The following is a 17,916-nucleotide window of genomic DNA, read 5'->3' on the forward strand; positions in this document are numbered from 1 at the left end:
ACAGCCGGGCGAGTTTCTGACACCACCCGGAAGATTGACAATCGCACACTGCTACCGTCCGAGCCGTCCGAGACCCTCGGACCCCGACGTCCTTTAACGACCCGTCCAGCGAGGCGGGGAAGGAGGTCCAGACCGTGGCGCCACGCTCAGCACGAGCGGGTGCGGCGGGCTCCGGCGAGCGTGAGCTGCTCGTCGAGGCCGACGTCGCACGGACCATTGCCCGGATGGCCCATCAGATCATCGAGAAGACCGCGCTGGACGCGCCCGACGCGCCGCACGTCGTCCTGCTGGGCATCCCGACCAGAGGCGCCCCGCTGGCCAGGCGGCTCTCCGCCAAGATCGCCGAATTCACCGGTGTGACGATTCCCACGGGAACGCTGGACGTCACGCTCTATCGTGACGATCTGCGCCGCCGACCGGCCCGCCCGCTGGAGCCGACGAGCCTGCCCGACGGCGGTCTCGACGACGCGCTGGTGGTGCTCGTCGACGACGTCCTGTTCTCCGGGCGGACCGTGCGAGCCGCGCTCGACGCCCTCCGCGACCACGGCAGACCCGCCGCCGTCCAGCTCGCCGTCCTCATCGACCGAGGCCACCGCGAGCTGCCGATCCGCGCCGACTACGTGGGCAAGAACGTGCCGACCGCCCGTCGCGAGGAGGTCTGGGTCCGGTTGACCGAACTCGACGGCGCGGACGCGGTGCTGCTGCGCCGCTCTGAGCCCGATGCCGCAGGCGCCGTCCCCTCGGCGGACTCGCCTGGTGACGGGCCTGCCGGAGACGCTCGATGAGGCATCTGCTGTCCATCGCCGACCTCGACGCGCAGGCGGCGAGCACCCTGCTCGACACCGCGGACCGGCTGGAGCAGACGCTGCTCGGTCGGCAGGTGCGCAAACTGCCGACCCTGCGGGGTCGCACCGTCGTCACGGTGTTCTACGAGAACTCCACTCGCACGCGGGTCTCCTTCGAGATCGCGGGAAAGTGGATGAGCGCCGATGTGATCAATGTCTCCATCGGTGGTTCCTCGGTGGGCAAGGGCGAGTCGCTGCGCGACACCGCGCTCACCCTGGCCGCGGCGGGCGCGGACTGCGTGGTCGTCCGACACCCCGCCTCCGGTGCGGCCCACCGGCTGGCCCAGTGGCTGGCGCACACCGGGGTGGCGGTGGTCAACGCGGGCGACGGCACCCACGAGCACCCCACCCAGGCCCTGCTGGACGCGCAGACCCTGCGGCAGCGACTCGGCGACATCGCCGGGCGACGGATCGCGGTGGTGGGCGACGTCCTGCACAGCCGCGTCGCACGGTCGAACGTGCTGCTCCTCACTCTGCTGGGCGCCCAGGTCGTCCTCGTCGCCCCGCCGACCCTGCTGCCGAGCGGTGTCGGCTCGTGGCCGGTGGAGGTGAGTCACGACCTCGACGCCGTGCTCGGCGGCGTCGACGCGGTGATGATGCTGCGGGTGCAGGCCGAGCGGATGCACGGCGGCTTCTTCCCCTCCGCCCGTGAGTACGCCGTGGACTACGGCTTGAACCGGCGACGCCTCGACCTGCTCCCGGAACACGCGCCCGTGCTGCATCCGGGGCCGATGCTGCGTGGCATGGAGATCAGCTCCGCCGTCGCGGACTCCGGACGTGCCCTGGTCACCGAGCAGGTGCGCAACGGGGTTCACCTGCGGATGGCCGTGCTCTATCACCTGCTGGCCGGAGAGGAGGTCGAGTGATGACCTCGACCGAGATCGACTCGTCGCCCGTGCTGCTCCGAGGCGTGCGGCCCTACGGTGAGGGCGAGCCCGTCGACCTGCTCGTGGCGGACGGTCGAATCGTTGCGATCGACGCGGCAGGCTCCGTCGACGCGGGTCAGGCCGAGGTGGTGGACGCGGCAGGTCTCGTCGCGCTGCCCGGCTTCGTCGACCTGCACACCCACCTGCGAGAGCCGGGACGCGAGGACGCGGAGACCATCGACACCGGGTCGGCCTCCGCCACACTCGGCGGCTACACCGCCGTGTTCGCCATGGCCAACACCGATCCGGTGGCCGACAACGCGGTGCTCGTCGAGCACGTCTGGCGGCGCGGTCGCGAGGTCGGCCTCGTCGACGTGCACCCGGTCGGCGCCGTCACGGTGGGGCTGGGGGGCGAGCGGCTCGCCGAACTGGGCGGCATGGCCCGCTCGGCCGCGCAGGTCCGGATGTTCTCGGACGACGGAGTGTGCGTCGCCGATCCGCTGCTGATGCGCAGGGCGCTGGAGTACTCCTCCGTGCTGGGCGCGACGATCGCCCAGCACGCCGAGGAGCCCAGGCTGACCGTCGGCGCCCAGGCACACGAGGGCGAGCGGGCGGCACTGCTGGGGCTGGCGGGCTGGCCTGCGGCGGCGGAGGAGTCGATCGTGGCCCGCGACTGCCTGCTGGCCCATCGCACCGGGGGCAGGCTGCACGTCTGTCACGTCTCCACGGCAGGCACCGTCGAGGTGCTGCGCTGGGCGGCCGGACCGTTGGCGGCGCTGCCCACCCTCGCCGCTGGCGGGCGGCCAGGTCGAGTGTCCGCCGAGGTGACCCCGCATCACCTGCTGCTCACCGACGAACGGCTCGCCACCTACGATCCGGTGAACAAGGTCAACCCGCCACTGCGCACCGAGGCCGACACGCTCGCACTGCGCGCCGCGCTCGCCGAGGGCGTCATCGACTGTGTCGCCACAGACCACGCCCCGCACGCCCCGCAGGACAAGGACTGCGAGTGGTCTGCAGCCCGACCGGGCATGCTGGGTCTGGAGACCGCGCTGTCCGTCGTGGTCGAGACCATGGTGACCACCGGACTGCTGGACTGGCGCGGCGTCGCCAGGGTGATGAGCGAGCGCCCGGCCGAGCTGGTCGGCCTCGCGGACCAGGGCAGGCCGATCGCCGTCGGCGAGCCTGCCTCACTGGTCCTGATCGACCCGACTGCGCACTGGACGGTGCGAGGCTCGGAGTCGGCCAGTCTGGCCGACAACACCCCCTTCGAGGGGATGCGACTGCCCGCTCGGGTGGTGGCGACGATGTTGCGCGGGCGTTTCACCGCGCGAGACGGGAAGGTGCTCCGGTGGATCGACTCCTGCTGACGCTGGCCTTTGCGGCGTTCTTCGCACTGTGCGCATACGGGATGTGGCGTGGCTGGCACCGTCGGGCCGCAGACCAGGCGGGCGTGCTGCCTCCGCTGCCGGAGCCTGCGGCGGCGCTGCTCGACTCGCCCGACGTCCTTCCTGCGCTCACGGGTGTCTACATCGGCACCACCTCGGCGGAGAACTGGCAGGCACGGGTCCTCGCGGGTGACTTCGGTCACCGCTCGGCGGGCGCGCTGCGGCTCATCGACGACGGCGTGCTGATCGAGCGGGACGGCGCCGGCACGCTGTGGCTGCCCGCGCACGCCCTGCGCGACGCCAGGATCGACAGCAAGTCCGCGGGCAAGGTCGTTCCCGGCGGCGGTCTGCTGGTCCTGACCTGGCAGCACGGCGACTTCGATCTGGACACCGCGTTCCGCGCGGACGACAAGAGCGACTACGAACGATGGGTCGACCGCCTGCGCGAGAAGGCGGCACCCGAAGCGAGTGCGGAGCCGGCCGGCGAGCCGGGGGCCGATGGCGCGTCGGGCACCGACGACGCCTCGGACCCCGACGGGTCGGCACCGCAGGCCCCGGACATGAAGGAGGCGGGCAGGTGAGCGGACGGTCCCCGGCCAGGCTGGTGTTGGAGGACGGGCGCGTCTTCGTCGGCAGCGCCTACGGCGGCCGGGGCGAGAGCCTGGGCGAGGTGGTCTTCTCGACGGGGATGACCGGCTATCAGGAGACGCTCACCGATCCCTCGTACCACCGGCAGATCGTGGTGCAGACCGCGCCGCAGATCGGCAACACCGGCTGGAACGACGAGGACGACGAGTCCGCGCGGATCTGGGTCGCGGGCTACGTCGTGCGTGACCCGAGCCGGACTCCGTCCAACTGGCGATCTCGCCGGACGCTGGCGGCGGAGCTGGAGGCACAGGGGATCGTCGGGATCGCCGACGTCGACACCCGCACTCTCACCCGGCACATCCGGGAGCGCGGTGCCATGCGGGCAGGCGTGTTCTCCGGTGCGGCGCTGGCTCCCGACGAGGAGCTGTTGGCCAGGGTCCGCTCGGCGCCGTCGATGACGGGTGCCGATCTGGCGGGCGACGTCAGCACCGCCCAGCCGTACGTGGTGCCCGCGGTGGGGGAACGACGGTTCACCGTGGCCGCCCTCGACCTGGGCATCAAGTCCAACACCCCCAGGATGCTGGCCCGGCTCGGCGTCGAGGTCCACGTCCTGCCGGTGAACTCCTCGTTCGAGGACGTCCTCGCGGTCCAGCCCGACGGGATGTTCCTCTCCAACGGGCCGGGCGACCCGGCCACCGCGGATCACCCCGTGGCGCTGACCAGGGCGGCGTTGGAGCGCGAGCTGCCCCTGTTCGGCATCTGTTTCGGCAACCAGATTCTCGGCCGAGCGCTGGGACTGGGGACCTACAAGCTCCCGTACGGGCATCGGGGCATCAACATCCCGGTCGTCGACGTCGCCACCGGTCGGGTGGCCATCACCTCGCAGAACCACGGCTTCGCGGTCGCGGGGGAACCCGGCGGCAGGTTCGACACCGATTTCGGCGCGGCACTGGTGAGTCACCACTGCCCCAACGACGGGTCGGTGGAGGGCCTCCGCTGTGTGGACGCCCCCGCCTTCAGCGTGCAGTTCCACCCCGAGGCCGCAGCGGGCCCGCACGACGCCGCAGGCCTGTTCGACGACTTCGTCGACCTGATGTCCACCCGCTCCACACTCGTGTCGAGACGATGACCGTCGGCACCCGGCCGCCGTCCCGCACTCGGGACGTGCCGGGGCCTTCCTCTCCGCGTCGCGGAGTCTCCCGGCGCAGCAGGCGTCGACGCCCTCTGCGCCGTCCGGGTGCCGAGGATGCGGTCGTGACGTCGATCGCCCCGCTGTTTCGGTGCGGGGCGACCTCTCGAAGATCGCCCGAGTCGTCCGCGCGGCGGTGGGCGCCGCGCGGACCGTCGGCGCGCACAGTGTCCAAGAGCGTTCCAAGTCTTTCGCGACGGGTTCCGTCGCCTGGTGAGTGAGGGAATTCATGCCGAAACGGACTGACATCAAGCATGTGATGGTGATCGGTTCTGGGCCGATCGTCATCGGTCAGGCCTGTGAGTTCGACTATTCCGGTACTCAGGCGTGTCGGGTGCTGCGGGAGGAGGGCCTGCGGGTCAGCCTGGTGAACTCGAATCCGGCGACGATCATGACTGATCCGGAGTTCGCGGATGCGACGTATATCGAGCCGATCACGCCGGAGTTCGTGGAGAAGGTGATCGCTGCGGAGCGGCCGGATGCGATCCTGGCCACGCTGGGCGGGCAGACCGCGTTGAACACCGCCGTCGCGCTGCACGAACGCGGGGTGCTGGAGCGATACGGCGTCGAGCTGATCGGGGCCGACATCGACGCGATCCAGCGTGGTGAGGACCGCCAGCTCTTCAAGGACATCGTGCGCTCGGTGGGCGGCGAGGTGCCCGGCAGCAGGGTGTGCCGGTCGATGGAGGAGGTCCGCGAGGCGGTCGGCGAACTGGGCCTGCCGGTGGTGATCCGGCCCAGCTTCACCATGGGCGGCCTCGGTTCCGGCATGGCCCACACCGCCGACGAACTCGAACGGCTCGCCTCCACCGGCCTCGCCGAGAGCCCGGTCACCGAGGTGCTGATCGAGGAGAGCGTGCTCGGCTGGAAGGAGTACGAGCTGGAGCTGATGCGCGATCACCGCGACAACGTGGTGGTCGTGTGCTCCATCGAGAACATCGACCCGATGGGCGTGCACACCGGCGACTCGGTGACCGTCGCGCCCGCGATGACCCTGACGGACCGGGAGTACCAGGATCTGCGTGACCTGGGCATTGCGGTGCTGCGCGCCGTCGGCGTGGAGACCGGCGGCTGCAACATCCAGTTCGCCGTGAACCCGCGCACCGGCAGGCTCGTCGTCATCGAGATGAACCCGAGGGTCTCGCGGTCCTCCGCGCTGGCGTCGAAGGCGACCGGCTTCCCCATCGCCAAGATCGCCGCCAAGCTCGCCGTCGGATACACCCTGGATGAGATCCGCAACGACATCACCGGCGAGACGCCCGCCAGCTTCGAGCCGACCCTGGACTACGTCGTGGTGAAGGTGCCGCGCTTCGCCTTCGAGAAGTTCCCCGGCGCCGATCCCACGCTCACCACGACGATGAAGAGCGTCGGCGAGGGCATGTCGATGGGCCGCAGCTTCCCCGAGGCCCTCGGCAAGGCGTTGCGCTCCATGGAGACGAAGTCGCTGAGCTTCTGGACCCGGCCCGACGCGGCGGAGGCCACCCTGGAGTCGACGCTCGCCGACCTGCGCGTCCCGCATGACGGCGGTCTGTACACGGTCGAGCGTGCGCTGCGGCTGGGCGCGACGGTCGAGCAGGTGCACGAGGCGTCGGGCGTAGACCCGTGGTTCATCGACCAGATCCTGTCGCTGGTGGAGCTGCGACAGGAGGTGCTCGACGCCCCGGTTCTCGACGAGGGCCTGCTGCGCACCGCGAAGCGGTCCGGATTCTCCGATCGTCAGCTCGCCGCGCTGCGCCCCGAGCTGGCGGGGGAGGACGGCGTCCGAGCACTGCGCCACCGCCTCGGCGTCCGGCCGGTCTACAAGACCGTCGACACCTGTGCCGCCGAGTTCGCCGCGAGCACCCCGTATCACTACTCGGCCTACGAGGTCGACACCGCCGCCGAGTCCGAGGTCACCGAGCAGCGCGACCGGCCCAAGGTCATCATCCTGGGCTCCGGGCCGAACCGGATCGGGCAGGGGATCGAGTTCGACTACTCGTGCGTGCACGCGGCGATGGCGCTCCGCGAGGCGGGTATGGAGACCGTGATGGTCAACTGCAACCCGGAGACGGTCTCCACCGACTACGACACCTCCGACCGGCTCTACTTCGAGCCGCTCACCTTCGAGGACGTCCTCGAGGTGGTGCACGCGGAGCAGGCCTCCGGCACCGTCGTGGGCGTCGTGGTCCAACTCGGCGGTCAGACGCCGCTAGGGCTGGCGCGCAGACTGGCCGAGGCGGGCGTGCCGGTGGTCGGCACCGCCCCGGAGGCCATCGACCTCGCCGAGGACCGGGGCGCCTTCGGTGAGCTGCTGGATGCGGCAGGCCTGCCCGCCCCGCGTTACGGCACCGCCACCTCCTTCGAGGCGGCCCGGCGCGTGGCCGACGAGATCGGCTACCCGGTCCTGGTCCGGCCGTCCTTCGTGCTGGGCGGTCGCGGCATGGAGATCGTGTACGACGAGGCCACCCTGGCCGACTACATCGCCAGGGCCACCGAGGTGACCCCGGAGCACCCGGTGCTGGTCGACCGTTTCCTGGACGACGCGATCGAGATCGACGTCGACGCCCTGTGCGACGGGCAGGAGGTCTACCTCGGCGGTGTCATGGAGCACATCGAGGAGGCGGGCATCCATTCGGGCGACTCCTCCTGCACGCTGCCGCCGATCACCCTGGGCCGCACCGACCTGGAACAGGTCCGCAGGCACACCGAGGCCATCGCCAAGGGCATCGGGGTACGTGGGCTGCTCAACGTGCAGTACGCGCTCAAGGACGACGTGCTCTACGTGCTGGAGGCCAATCCGAGGGCCTCGCGGACGGTGCCCTTCGTGTCCAAGGCGACCGGTGTCCCGCTGGCCAAGGCCGCCGCCAGGATCATGCTCGGCGCCACCGTCGCGGAGCTGCGTGCGGAGGGAATGCTGCCGCGCGAGGGCGATGGCGGCGAGCTGCCCGCCGACGCGCCGGTCGCGGTGAAGGAGGCCGTGCTGCCCTTCCACCGCTTCCGCACGCCCGAGGGGCAGGGCGTCGACTCGCTGCTCGGCCCGGAGATGAAGTCCACGGGCGAGGTGATGGGCATCGACGTGGCCTTCGGCCCGGCGTTCGCCAAGTCCCAGGCGGCGTCCTACGGTTCGCTGCCGACCTCGGGTCGGGTCTTCGTCTCGGTCGCCAATCGGGACAAGCGTTCGATGGTGTTCCCGGTGAAACGACTCGCGGACCTCGGCTTCGAGGTGCTGGCGACGGCGGGGACGGCGGAGATGCTGCGCCGTAACGGCATCCGCTGCACGGTGGCCCGCAAGCACTTCGAGGGGCCGGGCAACATCGTCGACGAGATCAGGGCGGGCACCGTCCATCTGGTGATCAACACTCCCTACGGCAATCCCGGTCCCCGGGTCGACGGCTACGAGATCCGGACGGCCGCCGTCGCCAGGGACATCCCGTGTGTGACCACCGTGCAGGGCGCGGCGGCGGCCGTGCAGGGCATCGAGGCCTCGATCCGTGACGACATCGGCGTGCGCAGCCTCCAGGACCTCCAGGCGGCGCTGCGGAAGGGACGCGAATGATCACCACCTTCGGCGCCAGACTGAGCGCCGCCGTGGCGGCCAGGGGCCCGCTCTGTGTGGGCGTCGACCCGCACCCGGCGCTGCTCCACGCCTGGGGCCTGTCCGACGACCTGGCAGGCCTGCGGAGCTTCGCCGCGACCTGCGTGACGGCCCTGGCCGGGGAGGTCGCACTGCTCAAGCCGCAGTCGGCCCTCTTCGAGGCGCACGGCTCCGGCGGCGTGGCCGTCCTGGAACAGCTGATCGCCGATGCGCGGGCCGCGGGCGCGCTGGTGCTGGTCGACGCTAAGCGCGGCGACATCGGCTCGACGATGACGGCCTACGCCAAGGCCTATCTGACCGAGGGCTCGCCGTTGGCAGGCGACGCGGTCACGCTGTCGCCCTATCTCGGCTTCGGCTCGCTGGAGCCCGCGCTGGAGGTGGCGCGCGACTCCGGACGGGGAGTGTTCGTGCTCGCCAGGACCTCCAACCCCGAGGGCGCGTCGGTGCAGGACGCCGTCGTCTCCGACGAGAAGGGGACGCGGAGTGTCGCGCAACGCGTGGTCGACGCCGCGGCCCAGCTCAACGTGGGCGCCCCCCGACTGGGTGACGTGGGTCTGGTGGTCGGCGGCAATCTGCCGAGCCTGCAGCTCGATCTGAGCGGCCTCAACGGGCCGATCCTGGCTCCCGGGTTCGGGGCGCAGGGCGGCACCGTGGCCGATCTGCGTCGACTGTTCGGCCCCGCCCTGCCCGACGTGCTGCCGACCAGCTCTCGAGACGTCCTGCGCCACGGGCCGGACGTGGCGGCGCTGCGGGACGCCGTTCGCGGACTGCACGCCGGGCTGGCGCACTCGGGCAGCTGACCGGCCGGAACCGGCAGCCCGGCTCGGGAGCGACGACGCCAGGACGCGGGGTCACCAGCGGCGTCCGAGGTCGACGGCAGCCGGACTCCTCGACGGGGCGGCAGGCGGCGACCAACGGCTCTCGGCGGCTGCCGGGCGTCGAACTCCGCACCGCGGTCTGCGGCCACCGAGGATCACCCGGCGTCCCGTCGGCGGCCCCGCGAACGCCGATCGGCGGTGCGGGCCCGTCCGCCGGGGCCACGTCGAGGAGCGACCGCAGGCTCCGTCGGGCCCGACCTCCCGTGGCGGACGCCTCGTCGCCCGAGACCGATGCGCGGGTCGCCTCCGGTCACCGGAGGCGACCGGGAGCAGACGCGGACGCGGCGTCTGCGACGGGTGCCCTACGGCGCTGCCACCGGAGGCGAATCGGGCCGTCGATCGCTGCCCCGCACCGCCCTCGGCCGGTGCTCGGGAACGTTCCCGCCCCGGTCGCCTCTGGGCCTGCGGGTGCCGGAACGGGTGCCGGACCGACACGTCGGAGTCGGTCGACCCGCCCGACTTCTCGGGCGATCTCGGTCTCCTTTTCCGGTGGCGGGACGGCCCGTGCGGACCGGTTCGCGAAAGGAGGGAGACGGCCGCGCCTCGGCCCGGTCGACCAGCCGTCTCGTCGTGCGCCGAGCCTGTCGGAGCGCGGTCGACCCGACGCGGACGGGACGTCGCGACATCCCGCCTGCATCGAGCTGGCCAGCGACTTCGGTGCTCTCGGTAAGTCCATCATGATCATCTTAACGCGCGATCGGGTTCCGTCGATCGAGAGTGCTCCCGGCTTGATCGGCACCCTGGGTAATGAGCGCTCTACGCATGGCGGTAGCTTGTGCGCCCGCGCCACCGAAGGCGAACGCCCAGGTGAGAATCGCCTGGGTAGGCCGGACCCGTGTTGTGCCGCGTCAGACGCGGTCGGTACGGTCGCGGCACCGATCCAGAGGAACCCACACCACGGAGGAGATCGTGGCCCTTCCCCAGCTGACCGAGGAGCAGCGGGCCGCAGCATTGGAGAAAGCGGCTGCTGCCCGCCGCGCCAGGGCGGAATTGAAAGAGCGCCTGAAGCGCGGTGGCACCACTTTGAAGCAGGTGCTCACCGACGCGGAAGCCGACGAGGTCCTGGGCAAGATGAAGGTGTCCGCACTGCTGGAAGCGCTTCCGGGAGTCGGCAAAGTCCGGGCCCAGCAGATCATGGAACGCTTGGAAATCGCGTCCAGTCGTCGTCTGCGTGGATTGGGTGATCGGCAGCGCAAGGCGCTGCTCGCCGAATTCAGCAGCGAGTGAGTGATCCATCAAGGAGGGGCCGGCTGGTTGTACTGGCCGGCCCCTCCGGTGTCGGCAAGAGCAGTGTGGTGGCCCGGCTGCGGGAGCTCATTCCCGATCTGTGGTTCAGCGTCTCGATGACCACGAGGTCGCCTCGCCCCGGCGAGGTGGACGGCCGGGACTACCATTTCGTCGCCGCGGAGCGGTTCGATCAGGCGATCGCCGACGGCGACCTGCTCGAGTGGGCCGACATCCACGGCGGCACGCATCGATCCGGCACCCCACGCAAGCCCGTGGAGGAACGGCTGGCGCTCGGACGCCCTGCTCTGGTCGAGCTCGACCTTCAGGGCGCCAGGAACCTTCGGGAAGCGCTTCCCGAAGCTCTCACCGTCTTCATCGCCCCGCCGAGCTGGGACGCGCTGGTGTCTCGACTCGTCGGACGCGGCACCGAGCCCGACGACGTCGTGCGGCGGAGACTGGAGACCGCGCGACGCGAACTCGCCGCTCAAGGCGAGTTCGACGTGGTCGTGGTGAACGAGGACGTCGACCATGCCGCAGAACAGTTGCTAACCTTGTTGACCGGGCCCGATCCGCGCGCAGAGCCGCGGAATGGCGTCACGAGTCCGTCAAGCAGATCCCAGGAGTCAGCCACGTGATCACCCCCGCCGAACTGGGCGCGCTGGGCGCGCCGCCGAGCACCGCCCTGGAGGGCATCACCAACCCTCCCATCGACGATCTGCTCGAGCAGGTCAGCTCCAAGTACGCGCTGGTGGTCTTCGCGGCGAAGCGTGCTCGGCAGATCAACGACTACTACGCCCAGCTCGGCGAGGGCCTGCTGGAGTACGTCGGCCCCCTGGTCGAGCCGGGCCCCAGGGAGAAGCCGCTGTCGATCGCGCTTCGCGAGATCCACGCAGGGGTGCTTGAGCACACCGAGGGCGAGTGACCACACCGGAGACTCGGCAGGCTCCGCAGGCGGCGGAGTCCCGCTCGCCCGAGGTCGTGCTCGGGGTGGGCGGGGGCATCGCCGCCTACAAGGCGTGCGAGGTGCTGCGGCGTCTCACCGAGTCCGGCCATCGGGTTCGGGTGGTGCCGACGGCATCGGCACTGCGTTTCGTCGGAGCCGCGACCTTCGAGGCGCTCTCCGGCCGACCGGTGCACACCGACGTCTTCACCGACGTCCCCGAGGTCCCGCACGTCCGGCTGGGCCAGACCGCCGACCTGGTCGTGGTGGCGCCCGCCACGGCCGACCTGATCGCCAAGGCGGCCAACGGCCTGGCCGACGATCTGCTGACCAACACGTTGCTCACCGCGAGATGTCCCGTCCTGCTGGTGCCCGCGATGCACACCGAGATGTGGGAGCACCCCGCCACTCGGGCGAACGTCGCGACGCTTCGTTCGAGGGGCGTGGTGGTCGCGGAGCCCGCCAGCGGCAGGCTGACCGGTGCGGACACCGGTCGAGGCAGGCTGCCGGACCCGGCCGAGATCGTCGAGCTGGCTCGGCTGCTGCTGGCCAGGCGTGATGCGCTCCCGCGTGATCTCGACGGTCGTCGGGTGCTCATCTCGGCGGGCGGTACCCGCGAGCCGTTGGATCCCGTGCGCTTCCTCGGCAATCGGTCTTCTGGCAGACAGGGATACGCCCTGGCCAGGGTCGCCGCCCAACGCGGGGCAGAGGTCACCCTGGTTGCCGCGAACAGCGAGCTGCCTGCCCCGGCAGGCGTTCACGTCGTTCGGGTGGGCAGTGCGGCCGAGCTGCGCGAGGAGATGCTGCGGCTCGCCGCAGAGTCGGACGTGGTCGTCATGTCCGCCGCGGTCGCCGACTTTCGTCCGGTGAGCCGTGCTGAGCACAAGATGAAGAAGGGTGCCGCCGACCCCGAGGCACTCGAACTGACCCGCAACCCCGACATCCTCGTCGAGCTGGTCGCAGGCCGACGCCCCGGTGTCGTCGTCGTCGGCTTCGCCGCGGAGACGGGCGACGTGAGTGGTGACGTCCTGCATCACGGCAGGGAGAAGCTGCGCCGCAAGGGTTGCGACCTGCTCGTCCTCAACGAGGTCGGTGAAGGCCGGGCCTTCGAGACCGAGGACAACGAGGGCTGGCTCCTCTATGCGGACGGCCGTGAGCAGACGTTGCACCGGGCCGCGAAGTCGGAACTCGCGTCCATGGTGTGGGATGCGGTCTTGCGCCTGCTTCACGCTTGAGAATCCCTTCGACGCCGATGGATACGCTGGGCACAACTTGAAGCGCCCGGTGAAGTGGCGAACCGGGGCCGGAAGCGGATGGAGATTCACGTGAGTCAGCACGCCCGCAGGTTGTTCACCTCCGAATCCGTCACGGAGGGACACCCCGACAAGATCTGCGACGCGATCAGCGATTCCATCCTCGACGCGTTGCTGAGCAAGGACCCGCGTTCGCGAGTGGCCGTCGAGACGATGGTCACCACCGGGCAGGTGCACGTGGCCGGTGAGGTGACCACCGACGCCTACGCCGACATCCCGACCATCGTCCGCGAGGTCATCCTCGGCATCGGATACGACTCCTCGGCGAAGGGCTTCGACGGCCACTCGTGCGGGGTCAACGTCGCCATCGGTGCTCAGTCGCCCGACATCGCCCAGGGCGTCGACACGGCACACGAACGCCGCGTCGAGGGCCTGGAGGACGAGATCGCCCAGCAGGGCGCGGGCGACCAGGGCCTGATGTTCGGCTATGCCTGCTCAGACACCCCCGAGCTGATGCCGCTGCCCATCGCGTTGGCCCATCGGCTGTCCCGGCGTCTGACGGCCGTGCGCAAGAACGGCGAGCTGCCCTACCTTCGCCCGGACGGCAAGACTCAGGTGACCATCGAGTACGCGGGCGACCAGCCGGTTCGCCTTGACACGGTGGTGGTCTCCACGCAGCACGCGGCCGACATCGACCTGGACCGCATGCTCGGCGTCGACGTCCGGTCCAAGGTCGTCGACCCGGAGATCGCCGATCTCGGTATCGACGTCTCCGACGTCCGGCTTCTGGTCAACCCGACCGGACGGTTCGTCATCGGGGGCCCGATGGGCGATGCGGGGCTGACCGGGCGCAAGATCATCGTTGACACCTACGGCGGGATGTCCCGGCACGGCGGTGGCGCGTTCTCTGGCAAGGACCCGTCCAAGGTCGACCGCTCGGCCGCGTACGCGATGCGGTGGGTCGCCAAGAACGTGGTGGCGGCGGGCCTGGCGACCAGGGTGGAGGTCCAGGTGGCCTACGCCATCGGCAAGGCGGCGCCGGTCGGCCTGTTCGTCGAGACCTTCGGCACCGAGACGGTCGATCCGCTGAAGATCCAGGCGGCGATCGCCGAGGTGTTCGACCTGCGGCCTGGCGCGATCATCCGCGATCTCGACCTGCTGCGCCCGATCTACGCGCAGACCTCGGCCTACGGCCACTTCGGCCGGACGGACTGCGATCTGCCTTGGGAGCGCACGGATCGGGCCGATGCGCTGCGGTCCATCGCGGGGTCCTGACGGTTCGCCAGGACCGACCATCCGGTCGGGCCCGACGCCGTTCACGTCGGAGGAACGGGCCGAAGGTTGATCCGCCTGGTGCGATGGCGAGCATCTGACACGGTGCCCACCTCGATCTGATTCGAGGTGGGCGCCGTTCGTCATGCGGGGGAGGACCGATTCGTGTCTCGCGGGCGCGCCTCATCCGCACCACGACGTGATCGACGTCGTCGGTCTCGACTGCTCGTGGTCGAGATGTCTTCCGGCCTGCCCTGCGCGGGCTTCGGCCGGGTTTCGGTGTCGGCGAAGTCCGATTCCGACCGGCTCGGTTCTGACCGGGCTCGGTTCCGACCGAGTCCGGCCTCGACGGGGTGCCGGCCTCGGCGGAGCCGCGGTCGGGTTCGCGTGGCTCAGGTGGCCTGGCGGGGCGCGGTGTCGGGGCGCGACAGGAGGCCGGCAGGGTCTCCGTCAGGAAGCGGTGGCAGGCAGATCATCGAGCATGGCGGGGTGTCCTGAGACGCACCGGCTGGTCGGCGGCGGCGGTTGCGGCGAGCTGCTGCGCATCCCGCGTCGGGCCGATGCCCGCGCCATCCGCAGATCCAAGTCAGAGCCGGTCTAGAGGACCCGCGCGAAGCGGTCGTCCTGCCCGCCAGGAGAAGGACCAAGGATGGTGCGGGCTCGGCGATCAGCCCGCTTCGGCCTTGCGCAGAGCGGCCAGATGCTCCGACCACCGTCGCATCAGCTTCGGCAGCTCGGCGCGGATGAACGTGAGGAACTGCTCCGTCTCGGCGAGGCGTCGTCCGGCCGGGGTGGCGGGGCCCATGATCTTCTTGCCGTCGCGTGCACCCTCCTGCCAGGACAGCAGCCATTCGCTTCGTCGCGTGAGCAGCTCGCCCCACATGTCGTCGTCGATGCGGTAGTGGTCCCGACGCCTGCCCGGCTCACGCTCGCGAATGACCATCCGAATCTCGGTGAGGTGCTTGACCGCACCGGAGATTGCCGGCGCCCCCGCGTTCAGCAGCTCGGCCAGTTCCGCAGCGGTGCGCCGACCGTCGTCGGCGATCAGGATCGCCGCGAACGTCCTTGCCGCCATCCGGGGGATGCCGCTCGACGAGAAACCGATGGCGAGACGCTCCAAGAGGCGGGCGACCTCGGCGGGGTCACGTTCCTCCGGTGTCTGGGGTGGACCGGTGTTGTGCAGGGTGTCCTGATTCATCCGCTGATGTTATCTAATTCGAACACTTCACGAAATTCATGAACTTCGGGTAGCGTGATCTTCGGGCGACGCGATGAGGGCGATCCCGCTCTCCGTCGTCTCGGAGATGGAGTTCTCGATGACTGAGGCTGTCGACCGACCCGCCACGCTGACCCTGCCGACCACGCGAGACCACCCCTTCGATCCGCCCGCCGAGCTGTTACGGCTGCGGGCGGAGCGGCCGATGCACCCGTTGGCCTTCCCGGACGGCCATCAGGGCTGGCTGGTCACCGACTACACGCTGATCCGCGCGATCATGGCTGACCCGAGATTCAGCTCCAGGCAAGAACTGCGACACGTCCCCTTCGATCATCCGTTGGGCAAGACCCTGCCGCCGCCTGCGGAACCGGGAACATTCATCCGGATGGACGCGCCGGAGCACACCCGGTACCGCAGTGAGCTGACGGCGCAGTTCACCGTGCGGCGGATGCGTGCCCTGGAGCCGCGGATCACCGAGATCGTCGAGTCACACGCCCAGGCGATGCGCGAGCAGGGCCGGCCTGCGGATCTGGTGTCGTCCTTCGCGCTGCCGATCCCCTCCCGGGTGATCTGCGAACTACTCGGGGTCTCCTACGACCAGCGTGAGGTGTTCCAGGAGGCGACGCGTGACCTCCTGCAACTGCAGGGAACGCCGGAGAAGTTCGCTGCCGCGTTCACGAGCATCGAGGAATTCTTGACAGAATTGATCCTTGTCAAGCGCGCCGCTCCGACCGACGACATCCTCGGCGGGCTGATCACCGACACCGAACTCACCGACCTGGAACTGCGGAACATCGCCGTCGTGCTCTTGATCGCCGGGCACGAGACCACTGCGAACATGCTCGGTCTCGGCGCCTTGGCGCTGCTGCGCAATCCCGATCAACTGGCACTCCTGCGCGCCGATCCGACGTTGATCGACGGTGCGGTCGAGGAACTGCTCCGATACTTGTCGATCATCCAGTTCGGTGCGATTCGCGCCGCGTTGGAGGATGTCGAACTCGGCGGGGAGACCATCACGGCAGGGCAGACGCTCGTCCTCTCGCTCCCAGCGGCGAACCGCGACCCCGAGAGGTTCGCCGACCCGGACCGACTCGACGTGACCAGGGACTCGGTTCGCCACCTGTCCTTCGGCCATGGCATCCACCAGTGCCTCGGGCAGCAGCTCGCCCGCGTGGAGATGCGGGTTGGTTTCAGTACGCTGCTGCGCGAGTTCCCCGACTTGCGGCTGGCTGTGGAGCCCCACGAGGTGCCGCTGCGTACCGACATGGCCATCTACGGCGTGCACAGCCTGCCGGTGACCTGGTAGAGGGGGCGAAGTCGATGCAGGTCGAGGTCGACAAGGACCGTTGTGTCGGGGCGGGCATGTGCGCCCTGACCTGTCCGGAGGTGTTCGATCAGGACGAGGAGCAGGGTCGCGTGGTCCTGCTCCAGGCGGCGCCGGACGTGGAACGACAGGACGCCGTGATCGAAGCGGCGGAGGTCTGTCCCTCCGGGGCGATCACAGTCCACACCGAGTGAGCCGATTGAGCGATCGGGAGTGCAACGAGGGGCCTAGGGCGGTCACGGCATTTCACATCGGTGGACGTCCGCCGGCCTAACCTTGCTCGGATGAGATCGGTTCGCGTGGTTCTGGAAGATCGTCGGATTCATCCGGTCGACCCGCTGCCGGATCTGCCGCCCGAGACGGCCGAGGAGTTCTACGGGGGCATGGCGGCGGCCTGGTCGGAGACGGGCCTGGTGCTCGACGTGGGCACCGGTTCCGGCCTGGTCGCCGCCGAACTCGTCCGGCGAGGCGTGCCCGTGGTGACCTCGGACGTCGTGGACCGACGCGGTCCGACCTGTCCGAACGTGCCGTTCCTGCTGGCCGACGCCACCGCGCTGCCCCTGCGCAGCGGGTCGGTGGCGGGAGTGCACATCGCCAGGGTTCTGCACCATGTCATGGACTGGAGTGGGGCGGTCGGGGAGGCGACCAGGGTGCTCAGACCCGCCGGGGTGCTGTGTCTCGATCTGGGCGGCGGCCGCGCCCCCGACCCGATCGAGGAACTCCTCGACGACCTGCGTCGTCGCGCCGCCGAGGTCGGGGTACTGCCGCCTGCGGCGGGCAATGGCCTGAACTCCGCGGACCAGGTCGACGAGGTCGCACGGCGTGAGCTGACCCGCGCGGGCGACGTGGTCGTCGACTACGCGGTGGAGCGGACCCCCCGCGCCGCAGCGCAGTCCGCCGTCGACGACCCCGATCGCTGGGCGCCGGGCACCGATCTCCGTCCGCTGGCGGGGCTGCTCGACGACCTCCTCGCGGACACCGGACTGGACCCGGATCGGCCCTTGCGGCAGGCCAGGACCGCCCGCTACCGGGTGTACCGGCGCCCCGGCTGACCGGAGTCTCCAGGAACAGACGTCCTGACCGGGGACGACGCTCGGCGAGGGAGCAGACCACGGACCGGAGCAGGCGCCAGGCGGTGACACCCCCGCCGAGAACGAGGTCGGTCGGGCCCGCTCCGGCTCACGCGATCTCGACAGGCTGGGCGCGCAAGCGCAGACCCGGCAGGCAGCACGTGGCGATCATCACGGCGATGACTCGGGAGTCTGCCGAGCTCGCCGGGGCGTCGTCCTGAACGCGCTCGTCGCGATCTCCCGACACAGCTCACGCAGGCAGCCGATCGCCGACCGCCGTCCAGAT

General features: G+C 70.3%; 16 protein-coding genes. 15 read left to right on the forward strand and 1 reads right to left on the reverse strand.

The window, feature by feature from the left end; all coding sequences use genetic code 11:
• Window positions 1-134 precede the first annotated feature (134 nt).
• From pyrR to metK, 12 genes are all read left to right on the forward strand, one after another.
• Window positions 135-785, forward strand: coding sequence for a bifunctional pyr operon transcriptional regulator/uracil phosphoribosyltransferase PyrR (pyrR, locus tag UA74_RS12275; protein ID WP_075764398.1), 651 nt, complete (start codon window positions 135-137; stop codon window positions 783-785).
• Window positions 782-1,711, forward strand: coding sequence for an aspartate carbamoyltransferase catalytic subunit (locus UA74_RS12280; RefSeq protein ID WP_075740365.1), 930 nt, complete (start codon window positions 782-784; stop codon window positions 1,709-1,711). The genes pyrR and UA74_RS12280 overlap by 4 nt, the downstream gene beginning before the upstream one ends.
• Window positions 1,711-3,081 carry a dihydroorotase gene (locus UA74_RS12285; RefSeq protein ID WP_075740366.1) on the forward strand — a complete coding sequence of 457 codons (1,371 nt, stop codon included), beginning with the start codon at window positions 1,711-1,713 and terminating at the stop codon, window positions 3,079-3,081. The genes UA74_RS12280 and UA74_RS12285 overlap by 1 nt, the downstream gene beginning before the upstream one ends.
• On the forward strand, window positions 3,063-3,680 hold the full coding sequence (locus tag UA74_RS33505; RefSeq protein ID WP_075740367.1) for a PH-like domain-containing protein: 618 nt from the start codon (window positions 3,063-3,065) through the stop codon (window positions 3,678-3,680). Before UA74_RS12285 ends, UA74_RS33505 begins: the two co-directional genes overlap by 19 nt.
• Window positions 3,677-4,816 carry a glutamine-hydrolyzing carbamoyl-phosphate synthase small subunit gene (carA, locus tag UA74_RS12295; protein ID WP_075740368.1) on the forward strand — a complete coding sequence of 380 codons (1,140 nt, stop codon included), beginning with the start codon at window positions 3,677-3,679 and terminating at the stop codon, window positions 4,814-4,816. Before UA74_RS33505 ends, carA begins: the two co-directional genes overlap by 4 nt.
• A gap of 289 nt (window positions 4,817-5,105) precedes the next feature.
• Entirely contained in the window at window positions 5,106-8,411 is a 3,306-nt protein-coding gene (carB, locus tag UA74_RS12300) for a carbamoyl-phosphate synthase large subunit (protein WP_075743721.1), read from the forward strand.
• Entirely contained in the window at window positions 8,408-9,250 is an 843-nt protein-coding gene (gene pyrF / locus UA74_RS12305) for an orotidine-5'-phosphate decarboxylase (protein ID WP_075740369.1), read from the forward strand. Before carB ends, pyrF begins: the two co-directional genes overlap by 4 nt.
• A 987-nt stretch (window positions 9,251-10,237) precedes the next feature.
• On the forward strand, window positions 10,238-10,555 hold the full coding sequence (gene mihF, locus UA74_RS12310; protein ID WP_069848754.1) for an integration host factor, actinobacterial type: 318 nt from the start codon (window positions 10,238-10,240) through the stop codon (window positions 10,553-10,555).
• Window positions 10,552-11,190, forward strand: coding sequence for a guanylate kinase (gmk, locus tag UA74_RS12315; protein WP_083683151.1), 639 nt, complete (start codon window positions 10,552-10,554; stop codon window positions 11,188-11,190). Before mihF ends, gmk begins: the two co-directional genes overlap by 4 nt.
• Window positions 11,187-11,477 (forward strand): DNA-directed RNA polymerase subunit omega, encoded by a 291-nt coding sequence (gene rpoZ / locus UA74_RS12320; protein ID WP_075740370.1) that lies wholly within the window; start codon window positions 11,187-11,189, stop codon window positions 11,475-11,477. Before gmk ends, rpoZ begins: the two co-directional genes overlap by 4 nt.
• Window positions 11,474-12,730 (forward strand): bifunctional phosphopantothenoylcysteine decarboxylase/phosphopantothenate--cysteine ligase CoaBC, encoded by a 1,257-nt coding sequence (coaBC, locus tag UA74_RS12325; protein WP_075740371.1) that lies wholly within the window; start codon window positions 11,474-11,476, stop codon window positions 12,728-12,730. Before rpoZ ends, coaBC begins: the two co-directional genes overlap by 4 nt.
• Before the next feature lie 78 nt (window positions 12,731-12,808).
• Window positions 12,809-14,023, forward strand: coding sequence for a methionine adenosyltransferase (metK, locus tag UA74_RS12330; protein WP_198042999.1), 1,215 nt, complete (start codon window positions 12,809-12,811; stop codon window positions 14,021-14,023).
• Window positions 14,024-14,687: 664 nt separating this feature from the next.
• On the opposite strand, the gene UA74_RS12335 is transcribed toward metK, so the two are convergent.
• A complete protein-coding gene (locus UA74_RS12335; RefSeq protein WP_075764400.1) occupies window positions 14,688-15,218 on the reverse strand; it encodes a GbsR/MarR family transcriptional regulator in 531 nt (176 codons plus the stop codon).
• A gap of 118 nt (window positions 15,219-15,336) precedes the next feature.
• Here UA74_RS12335 and UA74_RS12340 point away from each other — a divergent pair, with 118 nt between their 5' ends.
• The 3 genes from UA74_RS12340 (at window position 15,337) to UA74_RS12350 (ending at window position 17,612) form a co-directional block, all read left to right on the forward strand.
• On the forward strand, window positions 15,337-16,542 hold the full coding sequence (locus UA74_RS12340; protein ID WP_075743724.1) for a cytochrome P450: 1,206 nt from the start codon (window positions 15,337-15,339) through the stop codon (window positions 16,540-16,542).
• Window positions 16,543-16,556: 14 nt separating this feature from the next.
• Window positions 16,557-16,754, forward strand: a complete 198-nt coding sequence (locus UA74_RS12345; protein ID WP_075740373.1) for a ferredoxin — start codon at window positions 16,557-16,559, stop codon at window positions 16,752-16,754.
• A 90-nt stretch (window positions 16,755-16,844) separates the two neighbouring features.
• Complete coding sequence (locus tag UA74_RS12350) at window positions 16,845-17,612, forward strand: class I SAM-dependent methyltransferase (protein WP_075740374.1); 768 nt, start codon at window positions 16,845-16,847, stop codon at window positions 17,610-17,612.
• Window positions 17,613-17,916: the final 304 nt, after the last annotated feature.

The sequence above is a fragment of the Actinoalloteichus fjordicus genome, from assembly GCF_001941625.1.
Classification (GTDB): domain Bacteria; phylum Actinomycetota; class Actinomycetes; order Mycobacteriales; family Pseudonocardiaceae; genus Actinoalloteichus_A; species Actinoalloteichus_A fjordicus.